This is a genomic window from Streptomyces flaveus, from assembly GCF_014647675.1.
Lineage (GTDB): Bacteria > Actinomycetota > Actinomycetes > Streptomycetales > Streptomycetaceae > Streptomyces > Streptomyces flaveus.
In genome coordinates this window covers 24,016-39,792 of sequence record NZ_BMPQ01000010.1, presented here as the reverse complement: position 1 = coordinate 39,792, position 15,777 = coordinate 24,016, and the positions used below count along the sequence as shown (strand labels likewise).

13 protein-coding genes are annotated in these 15,777 nt (G+C 71.1%); 2 read left to right on the top strand and 11 right to left on the bottom strand.

Annotation, left to right across the window (positions count from 1 at the left end; translation table 11 throughout):
* The first annotated feature begins 18 nt into the window (after nucleotides 1-18).
* A complete protein-coding gene (locus tag IEZ21_RS21235; protein WP_189323507.1) occupies nucleotides 19-873 on the top strand; it encodes an alpha/beta fold hydrolase in 855 nt (284 codons plus the stop codon).
* A 225-nt stretch (nucleotides 874-1,098) separates the two neighbouring features.
* Here the strand turns inward: IEZ21_RS21235 and IEZ21_RS21230 are convergent, their stop codons facing one another.
* From IEZ21_RS21230 to IEZ21_RS21220, 3 genes are all read right to left on the bottom strand, one after another.
* On the bottom strand, nucleotides 1,099-2,427 hold the full coding sequence (locus tag IEZ21_RS21230) for an MFS transporter (protein WP_246567985.1): 1,329 nt from the start codon (nucleotides 2,425-2,427) through the stop codon (nucleotides 1,099-1,101).
* Nucleotides 2,424-5,618, bottom strand: coding sequence for an AfsR/SARP family transcriptional regulator (locus IEZ21_RS21225; RefSeq protein ID WP_189323506.1), 3,195 nt, complete (start codon nucleotides 5,616-5,618; stop codon nucleotides 2,424-2,426). The genes IEZ21_RS21230 and IEZ21_RS21225 overlap by 4 nt, the downstream gene beginning before the upstream one ends.
* 781 nt (nucleotides 5,619-6,399) lie before the next feature.
* Nucleotides 6,400-7,260 carry an alpha/beta fold hydrolase gene (locus IEZ21_RS21220; protein ID WP_189323505.1) on the bottom strand — a complete coding sequence of 287 codons (861 nt, stop codon included), beginning with the start codon at nucleotides 7,258-7,260 and terminating at the stop codon, nucleotides 6,400-6,402.
* A 65-nt stretch (nucleotides 7,261-7,325) separates the two neighbouring features.
* Between IEZ21_RS21220 and IEZ21_RS21215 the strand changes: the two genes are divergently transcribed.
* The gene (locus IEZ21_RS21215) at nucleotides 7,326-7,862 is read left to right on the top strand and encodes a cysteine hydrolase family protein (protein ID WP_189323504.1); all 537 of its coding nucleotides are present in this window, start codon (nucleotides 7,326-7,328) and stop codon (nucleotides 7,860-7,862) included.
* A 48-nt stretch (nucleotides 7,863-7,910) separates the two neighbouring features.
* Here IEZ21_RS21215 and IEZ21_RS21210 read toward each other — a convergent pair whose 3' ends face one another.
* The 8 genes from IEZ21_RS21210 to IEZ21_RS21175 are packed head-to-tail and all read right to left on the bottom strand — an operon-like array spanning nucleotide 7,911 to nucleotide 15,765.
* The gene (locus IEZ21_RS21210) at nucleotides 7,911-8,303 is read right to left on the bottom strand and encodes a PPOX class F420-dependent oxidoreductase (RefSeq protein WP_189323503.1); all 393 of its coding nucleotides are present in this window, start codon (nucleotides 8,301-8,303) and stop codon (nucleotides 7,911-7,913) included.
* Nucleotides 8,300-9,829 (bottom strand): FAD-dependent monooxygenase, encoded by a 1,530-nt coding sequence (locus tag IEZ21_RS21205; protein ID WP_189323502.1) that lies wholly within the window; start codon nucleotides 9,827-9,829, stop codon nucleotides 8,300-8,302. Before IEZ21_RS21205 ends, IEZ21_RS21210 begins: the two co-directional genes overlap by 4 nt.
* Complete coding sequence (locus tag IEZ21_RS21200; RefSeq protein ID WP_189323501.1) at nucleotides 9,826-11,394, bottom strand: MFS transporter; 1,569 nt, start codon at nucleotides 11,392-11,394, stop codon at nucleotides 9,826-9,828. Before IEZ21_RS21200 ends, IEZ21_RS21205 begins: the two co-directional genes overlap by 4 nt.
* 51 nt (nucleotides 11,395-11,445) lie before the next feature.
* Nucleotides 11,446-12,483 (bottom strand): beta-ketoacyl-[acyl-carrier-protein] synthase family protein, encoded by a 1,038-nt coding sequence (locus tag IEZ21_RS21195; protein WP_189323500.1) that lies wholly within the window; start codon nucleotides 12,481-12,483, stop codon nucleotides 11,446-11,448.
* Nucleotides 12,470-13,309, bottom strand: coding sequence for an HAD family hydrolase (locus tag IEZ21_RS21190; RefSeq protein WP_189323499.1), 840 nt, complete (start codon nucleotides 13,307-13,309; stop codon nucleotides 12,470-12,472). Before IEZ21_RS21190 ends, IEZ21_RS21195 begins: the two co-directional genes overlap by 14 nt.
* Before the next feature lie 4 nt (nucleotides 13,310-13,313).
* Entirely contained in the window at nucleotides 13,314-14,279 is a 966-nt protein-coding gene (locus IEZ21_RS21185) for an aldo/keto reductase (protein ID WP_246567983.1), read from the bottom strand.
* Nucleotides 14,280-14,296: 17 nt separating this feature from the next.
* Complete coding sequence (locus tag IEZ21_RS21180) at nucleotides 14,297-15,529, bottom strand: beta-ketoacyl-[acyl-carrier-protein] synthase family protein (RefSeq protein WP_213089334.1); 1,233 nt, start codon at nucleotides 15,527-15,529, stop codon at nucleotides 14,297-14,299.
* Nucleotides 15,526-15,765: an acyl carrier protein gene (locus IEZ21_RS21175; RefSeq protein ID WP_189323498.1), complete on the bottom strand. Its 240-nt coding sequence runs from the start codon at nucleotides 15,763-15,765 to the stop codon at nucleotides 15,526-15,528. Before IEZ21_RS21175 ends, IEZ21_RS21180 begins: the two co-directional genes overlap by 4 nt.
* Between the last annotated feature and the right edge of the window lie 12 nt (nucleotides 15,766-15,777).

Below are 15,777 nucleotides of genomic sequence, written 5' to 3'. Positions count from 1 at the left end.
CCCAGGACAAGGAGTCCGATGTTCACCTTCGACAGCAAAGACGGCGTCCAGATCCACGTGCACGAATGGAAGCCGGACACCCCACCGCGAGCCGTCGTCCAGATCGCCCACGGCATGGGAGAGCACGCCGGCCGTTACGCCCCACTCGCGGCAGTACTGACCACTCAGGGCTACGCCGTCTATGCCAACGATCACCGCGGACACGGGCTGAGCAGGCACGCCGAGCCCGGTCATCTCGGGGACGACGGCTGGAACCGACTCGTCAGTGACATGGTCACCCTCTCGGAGACCATCCGCGAGCAGCACCCCGGCCTGCCCCTGGTGCTGCTCGGACACAGCCTCGGTTCCTTCGCCTCGCAGCAGTACGTCCTGGACCACGCCCACCTGATCGACGCACTCGCCCTCGCCGGTACTACCGCGGTAGACGTCATGCTCGCGGCACAGGCGCAGGAGGCCGCGGAGGGAGAAGACCCGTTGCTCGCGCTCAACCAGGCGTTCCAGCCGATCCGCACGCCGTTCGACTGGCTCAGCCGGGACGAACCGGCCGTCGACACCTACCTCGCCGACCCCATGTGCGGCTTCAGCCTCGACGCCCAGGGCATGGCCGACATCACCATCGCCTCGGCGTCACTTGCCCAGCCGAGGGGCATCCCGGCGGATCTACCCATCTGCATCCTGGTCGGCGATCACGACCCGCTGAACGCCGAGCTCTCACTCAGCAACCTGCTGGTCGAACGCTACGGCGAGGCCGGCCTCATCGACGTGACCCATCTCAGTTATCCCGAAGCCCGCCACGAACTGTTCCACGAGACCAACAAACAGGAGATCATCAGCGACCTCCTGGCCTGGCTGAACCGCGTCCTCGCCCGCTGACCCCGGCGCTGGGGACAGCGTCCCCAAGACGCGGCGGCAGCCCAGGGATCCAGAAGTCGCCCAGTATCCCGGTGGCCCACCACCACACCGCACCGACCCCGCCCTGACCGACCCGCGTGACGATGCTCCAGCCGGGAACCCGTCGACAGGTCTCTGGCGGTGCCATCGCGGACGTACGGCGCGCTGGAGGAGGCCGCCCGATGCCCCGCAGTGCGGGCGGCGTGGCTAAACCTCTCCGACGGCCGCCAGGTCCACGTCCTTCGTCTCCCGGTACCGGAGGAACGACACCGTGCTGATCAGACAGAGCACCACCACGTACCACGGGTACCAGTTGGCGTGGCCGTGCTCGGAGAGGTACTCGATCAGGTAGGGCGCCGTGCCGCCGAACAGGGCCACCGTCAGCGCGTACGGCAGCCCGACGCCGCTCGACCGCAGTGCCGTCGGGAACATCTCCAGCGTTGCCGACGGCGCGGCCGCCGCGTAGCAGCCGAACAGCAGCAGCGCCGCCACCATCACCACGCCCAGCCGCACCGCCGAACCCGACAGGAGCCCGAACAGCAGCGGGGACAGACAGGCGAACCCGCAGCCGAACACCAGCAGCAGCGGACGGCGCCCGAACCGGTCGGCTGCCATGCCGAACAGCGGCAGCGCGGCCATGAACACCACCTGCGCGACGACGGCGGCCCACAGCGCGGCGTTCGCCGGTACGCCGTACCGGAGTTGGGCGTACAGCGGCAGATACGAGGCGAAGGTGTAGTAGACGACGGTCGCGCCCAGCGTGAAGCCGACCACGCGGGCGGCGGTGCGCGGGTGCGCGCGCAGCACCTGCCGGGCCGGATTGCGCGGCCGCTCCCGCACCGCGTCGAAGACGGGCGTCTCACGCATCCGGCCGCGCAGGTACCAGCCGTACAGGGCGAGCAGCGCGCCGAGCGCGAAGGGCACCCGCCACCCCCAGCTGCCCAGCTGGGCAGGGCTGAGCGTGTTGTGCAGGAGCAGCGCGAGCAGCGTGGCCACGAGCGTGCCGAGGGTGGTGCTGATGTAGACGGCGCTGGAGTACAGGCCTCGACGACCGCGAGGCGCGATCTCGTTCACGTACGTGCTCATCGCCGCGCCCTCGCCGCCTGCGGACAGCCCCTGCAGCGCCCTGGCCACCACCAGCAGCACCGGGGCCAGCACGCCGACCGTCCGGTAGGGCGGGGCGAGCGCGATCAGGAGGCTGCCGCCCGCCATCATCAGCAGGGACAGCCGCAGTGCGGCACTGCGGCCGTTGCGGTCGCAGTACGCGCCGATCAGCGCCCCGCCGAGCGGCCGGAACAGGAAGCCGACGGCGAACACCGACAGGGTCTGCAGGACGTTCGTGGTGGCGTCGCCCGCCGGGTAGAACTGCGGGCCGAGCAGCGCGGCGAACGTCACGAACGCGCCCCAGTCGAACCACTCCATGGCATTGCCGATGGAGGCGGCCAGCACCGGCCGCAGCCGGTCCCGCCTCATGGATACGCGATCCGTCTCCGCGGCAAGGGTGTTCACGATGTCGTCCTCCCGTGCTGTGATCATGTCGCGGATGTCGTGCCGAGTCGTGCGCGTACGTCGTCGGCCTCGGCGACGCCGATCTCGGTGAACGCCTCCAGGGCCTGGGTCCAGTACGCCCGGGCCCGCGAGTGGTCACCGTCGAGCGCGGCGACGGCGCCCAGGAGGTGCTTGGCCTTGGCGATGGTCAGGCGCTGAGCGGTCGGCTGCGACAGGGCGAGCGCCAACTGCGCGCACTCCCTGGCACGGTGCGGGTCGCCCAGACTCAGGTAGAGCGGGGCCAGCTCCAGGTGGACCTTGCTGCGGGCGATGTGGTTCGCGCTGCCCTCGGCGAGGGAGCGGGCCGCCTCGGCGTGCCCGGTGGCGTCCTCACGGCCCAGCAGTCCGTCGGTGACGGCCAGGCGGGCCAGCGCGTACGCTTCGCCGTCGACGTAGCCGATCTGCCGGGCGCCGTCAAGCGCCGTGGCCGCGTAACGGGCCGACTGCGCCGGCGAGTCGAGGCCCACGCTGATGGCCGACAGCAGGCACAGCGTCTCCACCTCGTAGGTGCGGTCGCCGCACTCCTGGAAGGAACTCAGGGCCCGCTGCGCCGAGTCGAGCGCCGTCTCGTGCCGGCCGATGTCCAGGTCGACGAGGGCCAGCCCGTACAGCGAGATGCTTCTGTCGTACGAGGAGTCGATGGACTCGGACACCTGCAGCGCCCGGGTGAAGCAGGACCGCGCCTCGGCCAGCTCCCCGGTGGCCTGGCGCACCAGGCCCAGGTTGCGCAGGCTGTACGAGCTGATGTGGTGCAGACCGAGACCGCCCGCGGTGGACAGTGACGCGGTAAGGAACTCGGTGGCCCGCGCCATGTCGCCCTGCGTCCAGTGGATGAACCCCAACAGGCCCTGGGTGGTGGCCTCCAGCCGGGGAGAGCGGATGCTGTGGGCGACGTCGAGCGCCCGCCGTGCGGCCTCCTCGGCCTGCGCACCCCGGCCCAGGCTGAGGTGGGCGAGGCTCATGTTGTTCAGCATGGCCGCGACCTCCTCGGCCATGCCGAGCCGGTCGTGCAGCGCGAGGCTCTTCTCCTGGTGCGCGATGGCCTGCTCGTAGTCGCCCAGCGTGTTGTGGAGGTTGGCGAGGCTGCGGTGCATGGCCGCGATGCCGCGCTCGTCGTCGAGGGTCTCGGCCGCGGACAGCCCGATGCGGGTCGTCTCACGCCACTCGGTACGGTACTTGCCCGTCCAGAAGAAGCCGCGCAGCGCGTCAGCCAGGTGCCAGGACAGGTGGTGCGGTCCGTGTGTGCCGAAGTGGCGCACGCAGGCCATCAGATTGCGCCGCTCGGCCAGCAGCCAGGCCATCGCATGGCTCTCGTTGGGGAACTGCGGCGCGTCGAAGGTCGCCTTCGGCCGGGCCGGTTGGGCGAGCCGCACGAACTCGGAGTGCAGGACGTCGGCCGCGGCGCACGCGCCCGCGAGATACCACTGGCCGAGCCGTTCCAGCGCCCCGGCCCGCTCCTGCGCGTGGTGCTCGTCGGCGGCGCGGCCCTGCGCGTACTCACGCAGCAGGTCATGGAACTGGTAGCGGCCGGGGGCGGGTTGCTGCAACAGGCTCGCCGTCTCCAGACGGCTCAGACTGGTCCGCGCCTGAGCCTCGCTGATGTCGGCGAGCACCGAGACGGCGGCGGGGGTGAAGTCGGAGCCGGGGAAGAGCCCCGCGAGACGGAAGACCACGCGGTCGGCCGGGGTCATGGCGTCGTACGACAGGGCGATGGCCGTGGAGACGGCGGACGTGGTGTCGCCGTCGACGGAGAGGGCGGCGAGGCGGTTGCCGCGCCGCAGACTCTCCAGGTAGTCCTCGGTCTGCCCGCCCGGGGCGCTGATCAGGTTGGCCGCGGCGATCCGGAGCGCGAGCGGCAGATACGAGCACAGGGCGGCCACTTCGCGCACCACGTCGGGCTCGATCGGCACCGCGGCCTGCCTCATCATGGCGGTGACCAGCTCGGCCGACTCCTGCGGGCTGAGCGTGCCGACCCGGATCACCTGGGCGCCGTGCGTGACGGCGAGGGAGCGTAACTGCCGCCTGCTGGTGATCAGTACGGAACATCCCGCGTCACCGGGGATGAGCGGCAGCACCTGCTCGACGCTGGACGCGTTGTCCAGCACCACCAGCACGCTCTTCCCGGTCAGCTTGGACCGGTAGAGGTTGGCCTGTTCGACCGGGTCGACCGGGATCCGGTCCGCAGGCACGCCGAGGCTGCGCAGGAACTGCGAGAGCACCTGGTCCGGCGGGAGCGGCGCGTGCGCCCCGCCCTGTTCGTAGCCGCGCAGGTTCACGTACAGCTGCCCGTCCGGGAACGCGCCCCGCACCCGGCTGCCGAGCCACACGGCGAGCGCCGTCTTGCCCACGCCGGGCGGCCCGGACAGGACCACGACAGGGACGCCGGTACGGTCCGGCGCCGGCGGCAGCATCGTCTCGATCCGGTCGACGACGTCGTCCCTGCCCACGAACCCCAGGGCCAGGGGCGGGAGTTGCGCGGGTACCGTGACGGCCTCGCCTGCGCCGGGGCGCGGCTCGTTCGGGGCCGCGAGGGCGGGGTCCGATTCGAGGATGCCGGTGTGCAGGGCGCGCAGCCGCTCGCCGGGCTCGACACCGAGTTGCTCGACCAGTTCGCGGCGGGCCTGCTGGTAGACGTCCAGTGCCTCCGCCTGCCGCCCCGAGCGGTACAGGGCCAGCATCAGCAGGCTCCAGAAGTTCTCCCGCAGGGGGTTGTCCATGGCGGCGGTGCGCAGTTCCTTCACCAGTTGCGCGTGCCTGCCCAGATGGAGCTCGGTCTCGAAGTACGCCTCCAGCGCTCCGAGCCGCTCGTCCTCCAGCGCCGGGGACTCGTCACGGCGCAACGAGTCCGACGGGATGTCCGCGAGCGGCGCACCCCGCCAGGCGCTCAACGCCTCTGCCAGCAGCCGCGCCCGCTCCTCCGGCGTCTCGGACTGCTGCGCGAGTTGGACCAGGCGGCGGAACCGCGTCAGGTCCAACTCCGCGTCGGCCACATCGATCCGGTAGCCGCCGACCGCCGTCTCCACCAAGCCGACGTCGCCGAGCAGCATCCGCAGCCGTCGTACGTAGGTGTGCAGCGCCCCGCGCGGGTTCGACGGCTTTCGCTCGTCCCACAGCCAGTCGGCGAGGCGGTCGTTGTCGACCACCGAACCGGCCCGTAGCAGCAGCGCGGCCAGCAGCACCCGGAGCTTTCCGGAATCAATTACCAATTCTTTGCCGGCGACACGCGCGGTAAGCGTTCCCAATATCCCGAAGCTGTTCCCGTCGCCAGGCGCGGCGGCGCCAGGCGACGGAACGAATTCTGTTCGCACCATACAGTTCTTGCCATCCCCCGTAGGCTGTGCACAGCCTCCCCATGCGACACACCGCGCCATTGCCGGAACGCCGCGAGGGGACCCCTCAGCCGTGCGGTTGCCACAATAGGGGACGTCGGAGGCGGGCCGGGGGTTCGGCCTTGTTCAATTTGTCACACCACCGAGAGGCTCCCCGACTGTTTGACGGCAAGGGATTTCCCGCCATGACACTGGTTGCGCGAGGGTGACGGGCTCATAACGGACTCCCGACCGTTTCAATTTCAATATCTCTGAATTCCCTGCCCGGGCAGCCGCGCTCACGCGGTGCCGGTGAACCGGGAAATCGCCGCCGTCAGTGGATCCGAGAAGGACGCTTCCTCGATGCGGCGAAAGGGGCGCCGGCTGCGCAGTGCCCGGAGGAAATCGCTTGCTGCGTCCGGACCTTCGGTGTCGGCGGCCGGGGACGCGAGAGTTTCGCCGGGCTCGGGAACGTATGGCGGGGCTACGGGGCCGGGTGCCGCGGGACTGGGGCAGTGGCCCGACGCCGCACCCACGAGTGCCCTCGGCCGCGCTCGCCGGGAAACGGTCCTGCCGGTCGCATGACGCATCACAGTCTCCTTCGTACGCGATTCGTGTCCGAACAGCCGTGCCCGGGAGCAAAGTCCGGCCGTCACGTCCGGCGCAGATGGTCGACGACCAGCGATCTGATGGTCGACGACCAGTGCGGCGGGAAGATGTGACCCATGCCGGCGATCCTCCACAGACGCGCCTGCGGGATCACCCGGCGCAGTTCCTCACCGTGCTCCAGGGGGAAGACCGGGTCCTGCTCGCCGTGCACGACGAGGGTCGGCACCTCGAGAGTGGCGATCCGGCCGGTGAGCGGGGGTGTACGGTCCAGGGCCGCCGAGTGGCGCCAGGCGGTGTCGGGCCCGTCACCGCGGGACATCACACGCCGGACCAGGTCGACCCAGTAGACGCGGTCGAACGGCACGGAGGCCCCCACCAGCACCTGCCAGCCGTCGACCGCCGCGGCCAGACACGCCTCGGGCCCTTCGGGCGGAGACGCGGCCAGCCGGGCGGCCCGCTCCAGCATCGGCCGGCGCGGACCGGGCAGCCCGGTGCTCGGCGGCAGCCGCACATCGCCGTTCGCGTCCGGGGAACTGGACAACAGCACCAGCGACCGGACGAGTTCGGGCCGGTCGAGCGCGAGCAGCTGGGCCACCATGCCGCCGGCCGACTGCCCCACCACATGCGCCGAGCCCAGACCGAGCCCGGCGATCACGTCGGCGGCGTCCGCGGCCAGCGTCGACAGGTCGTACGCGCCGTCGGACTTGCCCGATCTGCCGGTGTCCCGGTGGTCGTACCGCACCACGAGGTACCCGTCCGCGGCGATCAGCCGGCACAGCTCGTCCGGCCACACGATGCCCGGCGCCGTGCCGCCCATCACCAGCAGCACCGCCGGATCGTCGCGGCTGCCGAACGCCTCCGTCCACAGGCGCAGACCGTCCCGCGTCGCGATTGGCCTCTCCATCTGGCTGTGTTTTCCCCTTGGTAGGGTGCGCTGGACCGCTGATCATCCGTCCCTGGGGGAACAGAATGACCCGCGCACGCACGGCTCTCGTCCTGATTGATCTGCAACGGTGGATCGTCGACATGCCGTGGCAGCCGGCCGGCGGCGATGTCGTGGTCGACGCCTGCGGAAGGCTGCGCGAGCACTTCGCGACGAACACCGGCTCCCCGACCGTCGTCCTCGTCCGGTACGTACGGGAGGACGGCGCCGACGGCGGCATCGGTGCCGCTCCCAACCGGCTGGTCCCCGGTCTTGAACCGCGTACCGGCGAACACCTGGTGACCAAGCACGGCCTCGACGCCTTCGAGGGCACCGACCTCCACGACCACCTGGACCGCGAAGGCGTCACCGAGGTCGTGGTCGCCGGACTGTCCACCGCGCACGGCGTCGCGGCCACCGCCGCGACGGCGCTGCGCCTGGGCTACGAGGTGACCGTCGTCTCCGACGCCACCGCCAGCGTGGACGAGGCGCAGCACCGCGAGGCACTCGACCGGCTCACCGCGCTCGGCGCGCGCACCGGGCTGGTCGCGGACCTGGTGACCGCGAAGGTCAGCGGGAACTGACCCCGCGGCCCCGGCGGTTCGGCGTGGGCCGGTCTCGCACCGGCCGGTTCACTGGTAGCTGACCGCCGTAGGCCTGACCACGTACACGATGCGGTGCGCGACGTCCGGCGGCGGGCCGTCCAGCTTCATTCCGTACCGCTGTGCGAGCTGCGCGAAGAACTCGCCGGACGAGTCGTCGTCGATCCGCTCCACCTCACCGCGGATCTCCAGGTAACGGTAGGGCTGGTCCGGGTCGTTGACCGACACCGCGACGTGCGGGTCTGCCGTGATGTTCTTGTACTTGTAGCGGACCGTCGTGTTGGTGAAGCGGACGTACTCGCCGTCCCAGGAGAACCACATCGGGTTCACCTGCGGCCCGCCGCCCGCCGCGCGGATCGTGGCCAGATGGCCGAAGAGCGGCCGCTCCAGCAGGTCCTTGTGGCTCTCGGGAATGAGACTCATGCCGTGTGTTCCTTCACTTTCTCTTGTTCGTCCTGCCGGGCCCCGAGCAAGGGGCGGAACAGGTCGGTGAGTCGGGCCCGCATCGTGGGGACGTCCCCCGCGATCCGGTCCACGTGGCCGTCCGGCCGGGCGAGCACGAGCGCGGGCTTTCCGCGGCGCGCCTCGGTGCGGATGTCGAGCACCGCGTCGAGCCGGTCCGCACACCACCGTGTCAGCTCCCGTACCGACTCGTCCGGCGGCCCCGTGAGGATCAGCGTGTGGCGCAGATCGTCGAGTTCCGTCCGTAGCGGCAGCGGCACCAGTGCGCCGGGCACGAAGCCGGCCGTCTTCTTTCCGGCCGTCTTCTTTCCGGCCGCGGGTTCGGTCCGGTATTTCGTCCGCAGACCGGCGAGCCACGGAATGTACGTCAGGTCGAAGAGCCGCAGGCCCGACGCGACACGCAACAGGTTGTCCCGCAGGACGACTTGGTGGCTCTTGCGCAGCAGCCACAGCTTCGTCTGTACGTCGGCCTGGCGCACCACCGCGCGCGCCACGTCCCCGCGCTCGCTCGCATAGGTTTCGAGCAGCCGCTCGGCGCTGTACCCGTGCCAGACGAGGGCGAGCTTCCACGACAGGTTGTGGGCGTCGTTGACACCGGTGTTGAGGCCCTGCCCGCCGGCCGGGCTGTGGATGTGCGCGGCGTCCCCGATCAGGAAGACCCGGCCGACCCGTGTCGTGTCGGCGTGCCGTGCGTGCACGTTGAAGACGCTGATCCAGTCGGGGTCGCGAAGCCGGATGCCACCGGGCCCACGCTCGTCGACCAGGCTCTGCACCATGGCCAGGTCGACGTCCTCCTGGCTGGCCCCGGCAGGCGCCGAGGTGAACACGCGCCAGCGGCCGTCGGGCAGGCCACAGGCCACCAGGATGCCTCGCGGTGAGCAGAAATAGTGCGTCATGCGATGGTCGAAGCGGGTGTCGATCCGCACGTCCGCGACCACGAACCGCAGTTCGTACGTGGATCCCTCGAAGCCGATACCGAGGTGGCCGCGGACGGTGCTGCTCGCCCCGTCCGCCCCGATGACATACGCGAACTCCTCCTCGTGCTCGGTGCCGTCCTGGTGACGCAGCCGGGCACGCACCCGGTCGTCGAGCTGCTCGAAGCCGAGCAGCTCGGTCCCCCACCGCACGGCGCCGCCGACCGAGGCGAAGTTGGTCCGCAGGACCTCCTCGATGTCCGGCTGCGGGCAGATCAGCGGCCGGGTCGCCGACTTGTAGCGGAGGTTGGCGATGACCTTGCCATCGGAGTAGTACCGCATCTGCGACTGGGGCAGCGCACGGGCGGCGAGCAGTTCGTGCCCGCCGACCCGGTGGATCAGCTCGACGGTCCGCGGCCACAGGCCCAGCGCCTTCGACAGCGTGCTGGGGCCGTCGGCCTTGTCCACGCAGCGGACCGGTACACCGCGCCGGGTGAGTTCGGTCGCCGCGGTGAGCCCGGCCGGTCCCGCGCCCGCGACAAGGACGGGGAGCGCACCCGCGGGGCTGGTCATACGGTCGCCTCCTCGGCGATGGCTTCGGCGGGCGCGGCAGGCTGGGCGCGCTCGCGCAGCATCACACTCACCAGCACGGCGCTCGCGGCACAGATGGCGACGACCACCCACAGCACCAGGTGCAGGCCGTCGGTGTAGCTGCCGGTGAGCAGGTCGAGGAAGCCGGAGCGAGCGGAACCGGCGACGGCGTCGGCCGCCCCGGCCAGGTCGCCGCCGATCACGCGGTCGGCCACGCCGCCCGCGTCGATGCCGTTCGCGCCCTGGACTCCCGACAGGCCGTCGGAGATGTGCGAGCGCGTCGAGTTGAGCAGCACGGCGCTCATCACGGCGATGGCGAACGCCTCACCGGCCAGGCGCATCGTGTTGAAGAGGCCGGCGGCGGCACCCGCCTGCGCCGGCTCCACGGAGGTGATCGCCGCACCGTCCACCAGACCGGCCGTCATGCCCATCGAGATGCCGAGCAGCAGCAGCGGACCGGCCAGCGCCACCACCGACACGTCCGCGTCGATCAGGGTGAGCCAGCCCGCGCCCACCGCGGCGACCACGAGGCTCAGGGTGAGGATGAGCCGGGTCGGGACGCCGCTCTTGACCAGCTTGCTGACGACGAGCGGAACCACCAGGACGGGCAGGGTGAGCAGCATCATCGTGGTGCCCGAGGCGTTCGTGCTCATCCCCGCGACCCCGGTGAAGTACGTGGGCAGCAGCACCAGCAGGCACACGAAGCTGAAGGACAGTGCGACGGGGATCAGCGAAACCGCCATGAAGCGGCCCTGCTTGAGGAGCGAGAGATCGATCATGGGCTGCGGCCGGCGCAGTTCGGCGACGGCGAACAGGGCCATCAGTACGGCCGCCGCGGCGAACAGCAGCAGGGTCGTGCCGCTCGTCCAGCCCTGCTGCGGGCCCTGGACGATGGCGTACATCAGGCAGAACAGGGACAGCGTGAACGTCGTGGTGCCGGCCCAGTCGACCTTCGTCGCGGCGGGGTTCTTCGACTCCGGCATCAGCGGCACCGCGACGAGCACGAGCACTGAGATGATCAGGTGCGAGAAGAACACCGAACGCCAGCCGAAGGTGTTGACGAGCAGACCCGCGGTCGACGGGCCGAGTGCCAGACCGGCACCGGCCGACGAGCCAAGGATCGCGAAGGCCCGCGCCTGGGCGGCGCCCTCGAACGTCGTGGCCAGTATCGCGGCACCCGAGGTCATCACCGCCGCAGCCCCGAGCCCGGCGAGCGCACGCGCCACGTCGAGCACCACAATGCTCGACGTCACCGCGCTGGCCAGGGTCGACAGGGCGAACAGGGCGGTACCGGCGGCGAACATCCGCCGTCGGCCCACGATGTCCGCGAGCGAGCCGCAGCCCAGCATGAAGCAGGCGAAGGCGAGGTTGTAGGCGTTGACCACCCACTGCAGCGGGGCGAGCCCCACGTGCAGATCGGAGTTGATGTCCGGAAGTGCGACGGAGGTACCGGTCAGCGAGGCGGGCAGGACCAGGACGGCTAGACAGACCGCGACAAGCGTCAGTGTCGGATTGCCGCGACCGGTGTCCGGACGAGCCGTACTCATGAAAAGTCCCCTTTCAGGGGGTTGATGGGGGGATAGATGTACGAGTGGGGGTCAGCGGGCCGGCCGGGCGACGACCGCGCACGTGAAGCCGAAGCCCCCGCCCGCCGAGATGGTGACGGCGATCTCGCCCGGCGCGAGCAGTTCCTGCTCCCGGATGTCCGTCAGGTTCGCCGCCATGTCGCCGGCTCCCAAGTGGCCTGTGCGGTTGCCCAGTTCGACGATCCTTGCCTTGGTCAGGCCCTCGACCGCCGGGTGGTACGTCTCGCGGCGGACCTTGATGCCCACCCTGGGGAGGGCGAGGGCCCGGATGCGGGGGTCGTCGACGTCGATGCCGGCCTCCTCCAGCGCGGTCGTGACGATGCCGCGCAGCGCGACATGCACTCCGCTGTAGAAGCCGTCGAGGCCCACATCATTGATGAACGCCTTCTTGGTGCGCTTGACGTCGATCCGGTCGCTGTTCCACCGGCTCGCCGGGGTGAACTCGTCCCTGCCACGGTGCAGTCCCTCGGCCGCCGAGACGGCGGCGCTGGACAGGCCGAGGAGCGTGAAATCATCGAGAGAGTCGTCGCGTTCGTGCAGCAGGACCGCCGTCGCCCCGTCGCCGTAGAAGACGCCGTAGTCGCCCGCCCAGCGGTCGAAGCCCTCGTCGGGGAAGCGGTCGCCGGTGGTGACCAGCGCGGTGCCGGTGGTGCTGTCGGCCAGGAGCCGCGACGCGGCCGCCTCCAGCGCGGTGCCGCCGCCGTTGCACATCACCTGGATGCCCAGCGGTACACCGCGCACCGCACCGACCCGGTGCGCCACGTAGTGCGCGGGTGACCAGAAGTCGTGGCCCTGGTGATGGATCCAGGCGTGCGTGGTGAAGCCGAGGTCGGCGCCGTCCCAGCCCGCCGCGGCGAGCGCGCCGCGCGCCGCCGCCACCGCCATGTCCGGCGCCGAGACCGTTCCCGAGACCGGGACCTCGGTGACGCCGGTGTTCATCAGGTCGTCCTCGCCGATCCTGCCGCGCGCGATGGCGTCCAGGGCGGTCTCGACGGTCTCCGGCAGACAGGTCCTGACGGCCCGGATCCCCAGCCCGTTACCGAGTCGCATGTGTGAGTTCCTCCGTGCTCGACGTGAATGGAGCGGGTGGGGTCTCCGACGTTTGCGAGGACGAGGCGGACGGGTGCGCGGCCGGGTCCGCAGCGGCGGTCCCCTGTGCCACCGCTGCAGACCCGGCGGTCCCCGGCAACCGGATCCAGCCGAACCGATCGGCGTGTTCGGCGAGCACCGGGTCGTCCCCAACGACCCCCGCACCGCCCACGCAGGTCAGCAGCGGCAGGTCCGACGCGTGGTCGCCGTACGCGACGCACTCCTCGGGACGTGCGCCCGACCGGTCCATCAGGGCGCGGGCGGCCGTGGCCTTCGCCTCGCCGATCATCGCGGTGCGCACCTCGCCCGTGTACCGGCCCGCGACCACCTCGGGCTCGCCGCACAGCATGTGGTCCGCGCCGAGGTGCTCCGCGATCGGGTCGAGGCAGGCCCGGAACGACCCCGAGACGAGCGCGACTTGGCACCCCTCTGCCTGGAGCCGGCGCAGTTCGCGTACGACCTCCTGGTGGAGGAAGCCGTCCCGCTGCCGCTCGCGGGCGAACCAGCGGCGCCCGCTCTCGGCGACCGCGGCCTGTTCCATCCCCGCGTAGTTCCGGTAGTAGGCGCGGTTGGTTTCCTCGCGGGGCACGCCGGCCCGTGCCGCGCGCGTCAACTTGCCTGCGGCCGCGCGGTACTGGTCCGGATCGGCGAGGTGGAACTCCAGGAAGGAGAACATGCTCTTGCTGTCGATGAGCGTCTCGTCGACGTCGAAGAACGCGATCCGGACGGACCGTGCGGGCCCGCTCCCGCGCTCGCCGCCGCCGGTGGGTCGGGTGTCGTCGCTCATGCGCTCAGTACCTGCTTCCGACGGCGGCGGGCAGCGCGGCCAGGTCGGCCAGGTCCTCCTCGGTGAGGTGGACCTCCGCCGCGGCCAGGTTCTCCCGCAGATAGCGGGAGTTCTTCGTGCCGGGGATCGGCACCACCCGGTCGCCCTGCGCCAGCGTCCAGGCGATGGCGACCTGGGCGGGCGTGACCGAACGACGGTCGGCGACCTCCCTGATCACGTCGACGATGCGCTGGTTCGCCTCCATCGCGGCGCGGTGGAAGCGCGGGTTGGCAGTGCGGAAGTCGCTGTCCTCGAACTGGCCGGCGTGCAGGGTCCCGGTGAGGAAGCCGCGGCCCAGCGGCGCGAACGGGATGAAGCTCGCCCCCACGCTCTCGCACCAGCCGACCATCCCGCCCGACTCGCCCTCCAGCGCGTCGCGCGTCCACAGCGAGAGTTCGGACTGGACGGCGGTCACCGGGTGGATCTCGTGCGCGTCGCGGGCCTGTGCGACGGTGGCCTCGGACAGGCCGAGCCAGCGCACCTTGCCCTCCTCGACGAGCTCCGCCATCGCGCCCCATGTCTGAGCCAGCGGGACGGCGGGGTCGATGCGATGGACGTAGTAGAGGTCGATGACGTCGATGTTCAGCCGTCGCAGGCTGGCCTCGACCGCCGTACGCACATAGGCCGGTGAGTTGTCGCGATGGGCCGCCCGCTGCTGAAGGTCGTCCAGGACGATGCCGAACTTCGTCGCGACGACCGCCTCGTCCCGGCGACCTGCGACGGCCTTGCCCAGCAGCGTCTCGTTGTGGCCCGCCCCGTAGAGGTCCGCCGTGTCCAGCAGGTTCCCGCCGAGGTCCAGTGCCTCGTTGATGACCCGGATGGAGCGTTCGTCGTCCCGGGCGGACTCCTGGTAGAGCCAGCTCATGCCCATGCACCCGAGGCCGACGCTGCCGATCTTGATTCCTGTGTTGCCCAGATTCCTCAGGCGCACTTTTCCTCCTTCTGCCTTCAGGCGGCCGCGAACACGAGGGCGGCGTTGTGGCCGCCGAAACCGAGTGAGGTGCTCACCGCGACCTCCAGGTGGGCCTTCGCCGCCGTGCCCGTCGTGATGTCGAGGTCGATCTCGGGGTCGAGCTCGGTGAGGTTGGCCGTCGGCGGAACCACGCCGTGACGCAGTGCCAGCGCCGTGAAGGCGGCCTCGATGGCGCCCGCGGCGGCGAGCGCGTGCCCGGTGACGCCCTTGGTCGAGGTGACCAGCGGTCGCTCGCCCAGGACCCGGCGCAGTACGCGGCCCTCGGTGACGTCGTTGAGCGGGGTGGAGGTGCCGTGCGCGTTCACGTGGTCCACCTCGTCCGTCCCCGTGCCCGCGTCGGCGAGGGCGGCGCGCAGGGCGCGCTCCATCCCGGCTCCGCTCGGGTCGGGCGCGGTGGCGTGGTACGCGTCCGTCGACGAGCCGAAGCCGATCACGTCGGCGTAGACCGAGGCACCGCGCGCCCGCGCGTCCTCGGGCCGCTCCAGTACGAGGATTCCCGCGCCCTCCGCCGCGACGAAGCCGTCGCGCGCCACGTCGAACGGCCGGGACGCGGCGCCCGGGTCCTCGCGCCGCCCCGAGAGCCCGCCCATCCGCGTCAGGCCTGTGATGGTCCCGGGCGTCAGGGCGGCCTCGGCTCCACCGGCGAGCACCACGTCGCAGGTGCCGGACCGCAGCAGGTCCCGGGCCAGGCCGATGGCGTTGGAGCCGGACGCGCAGGCGCTCGCCGTGACCATGCTCGGCCCGAACGCCTTGACGTCGATGGCCGTATGGCCCGCGACCATGTTCGACATCCCCATGGGGATCATCAGCGGGGAGACGCTCTTCGGGGCGTCCTCCAGGAACCTGCGGTGCTGCTGCTCCCACGTTCCCGTGCCACCGAGGGAGTTGCCGACGATGACGCCCACGCGGGTGCCGTCCCAGCTCTCCGGGTCGAGGCCCGCGTCGGCCACCGCCTGGCGGGCGGCGACGATCGCCAGTTGCGTGAAGCGGTCCAGCCGCCAGGCGTTGCCCGGCCCGAGCAGCGCCCCGGCGTCGAAGCCGGGCACGCGGCAGGAGAAGTCGACGGGAAGTCCGGCGAGTTCGGGATCGGGGGCGGCGGTCGACCGGCCGGAGCACACCCGCTCCCAGCTCGTCCGCGCGTCGAGGCCGGCAGCGGTCACGAGTCCGACACCCGTGATCGCCACGGCCCCCTTCGAGGGGAGGGTCACGCGCGCACGCCCTGGGACTCGATGAGCTCGACGGTGTCCGCTATGGTCGTCTCGCCCTGGAGGACGTCGTCGTCGAGGGCGCCCCCCAGCTCCCTGTTGATGAGCATGGTCAGCTCGATCAGCGCGAGCGAGTCGAGGGCGAGATCCTTGTAGGTGATCCCCGGCTCGATCTTCGCGGCGGGCACGCCGAGCTGGGAGACGAGCAGACCGGTCAGCTTTTCCTGTACAGCGCTCATGGTTCCGCTTTC

Bases quoted from the DNA above. Each gene is read 5' to 3' on its own strand.
- IEZ21_RS21235 (WP_189323507.1), top strand. From the start codon at position 19: ATGTTCACCTTCGACAGCAAAGACGGCGTCCAGATCCACGTGCACGAA.
- IEZ21_RS21230 (WP_246567985.1), bottom strand. From the start codon at position 2,427: ATGATCACAGCACGGGAGGACGACATCGTGAACACCCTTGCCGCGGAG.
- IEZ21_RS21220 (WP_189323505.1), bottom strand. From the start codon at position 7,260: ATGGAGAGGCCAATCGCGACGCGGGACGGTCTGCGCCTGTGGACGGAG.
- IEZ21_RS21215 (WP_189323504.1), top strand. From the start codon at position 7,326: ATGACCCGCGCACGCACGGCTCTCGTCCTGATTGATCTGCAACGGTGG.
- IEZ21_RS21210 (WP_189323503.1), bottom strand. From the start codon at position 8,303: ATGAGTCTCATTCCCGAGAGCCACAAGGACCTGCTGGAGCGGCCGCTC.
- IEZ21_RS21205 (WP_189323502.1), bottom strand. From the start codon at position 9,829: ATGACCAGCCCCGCGGGTGCGCTCCCCGTCCTTGTCGCGGGCGCGGGA.
- IEZ21_RS21200 (WP_189323501.1), bottom strand. From the start codon at position 11,394: ATGAGTACGGCTCGTCCGGACACCGGTCGCGGCAATCCGACACTGACG.
- IEZ21_RS21195 (WP_189323500.1), bottom strand. From the start codon at position 12,483: ATGCGACTCGGTAACGGGCTGGGGATCCGGGCCGTCAGGACCTGTCTG.
- IEZ21_RS21190 (WP_189323499.1), bottom strand. From the start codon at position 13,309: ATGAGCGACGACACCCGACCCACCGGCGGCGGCGAGCGCGGGAGCGGG.
- IEZ21_RS21175 (WP_189323498.1), bottom strand. From the start codon at position 15,765: ATGAGCGCTGTACAGGAAAAGCTGACCGGTCTGCTCGTCTCCCAGCTC.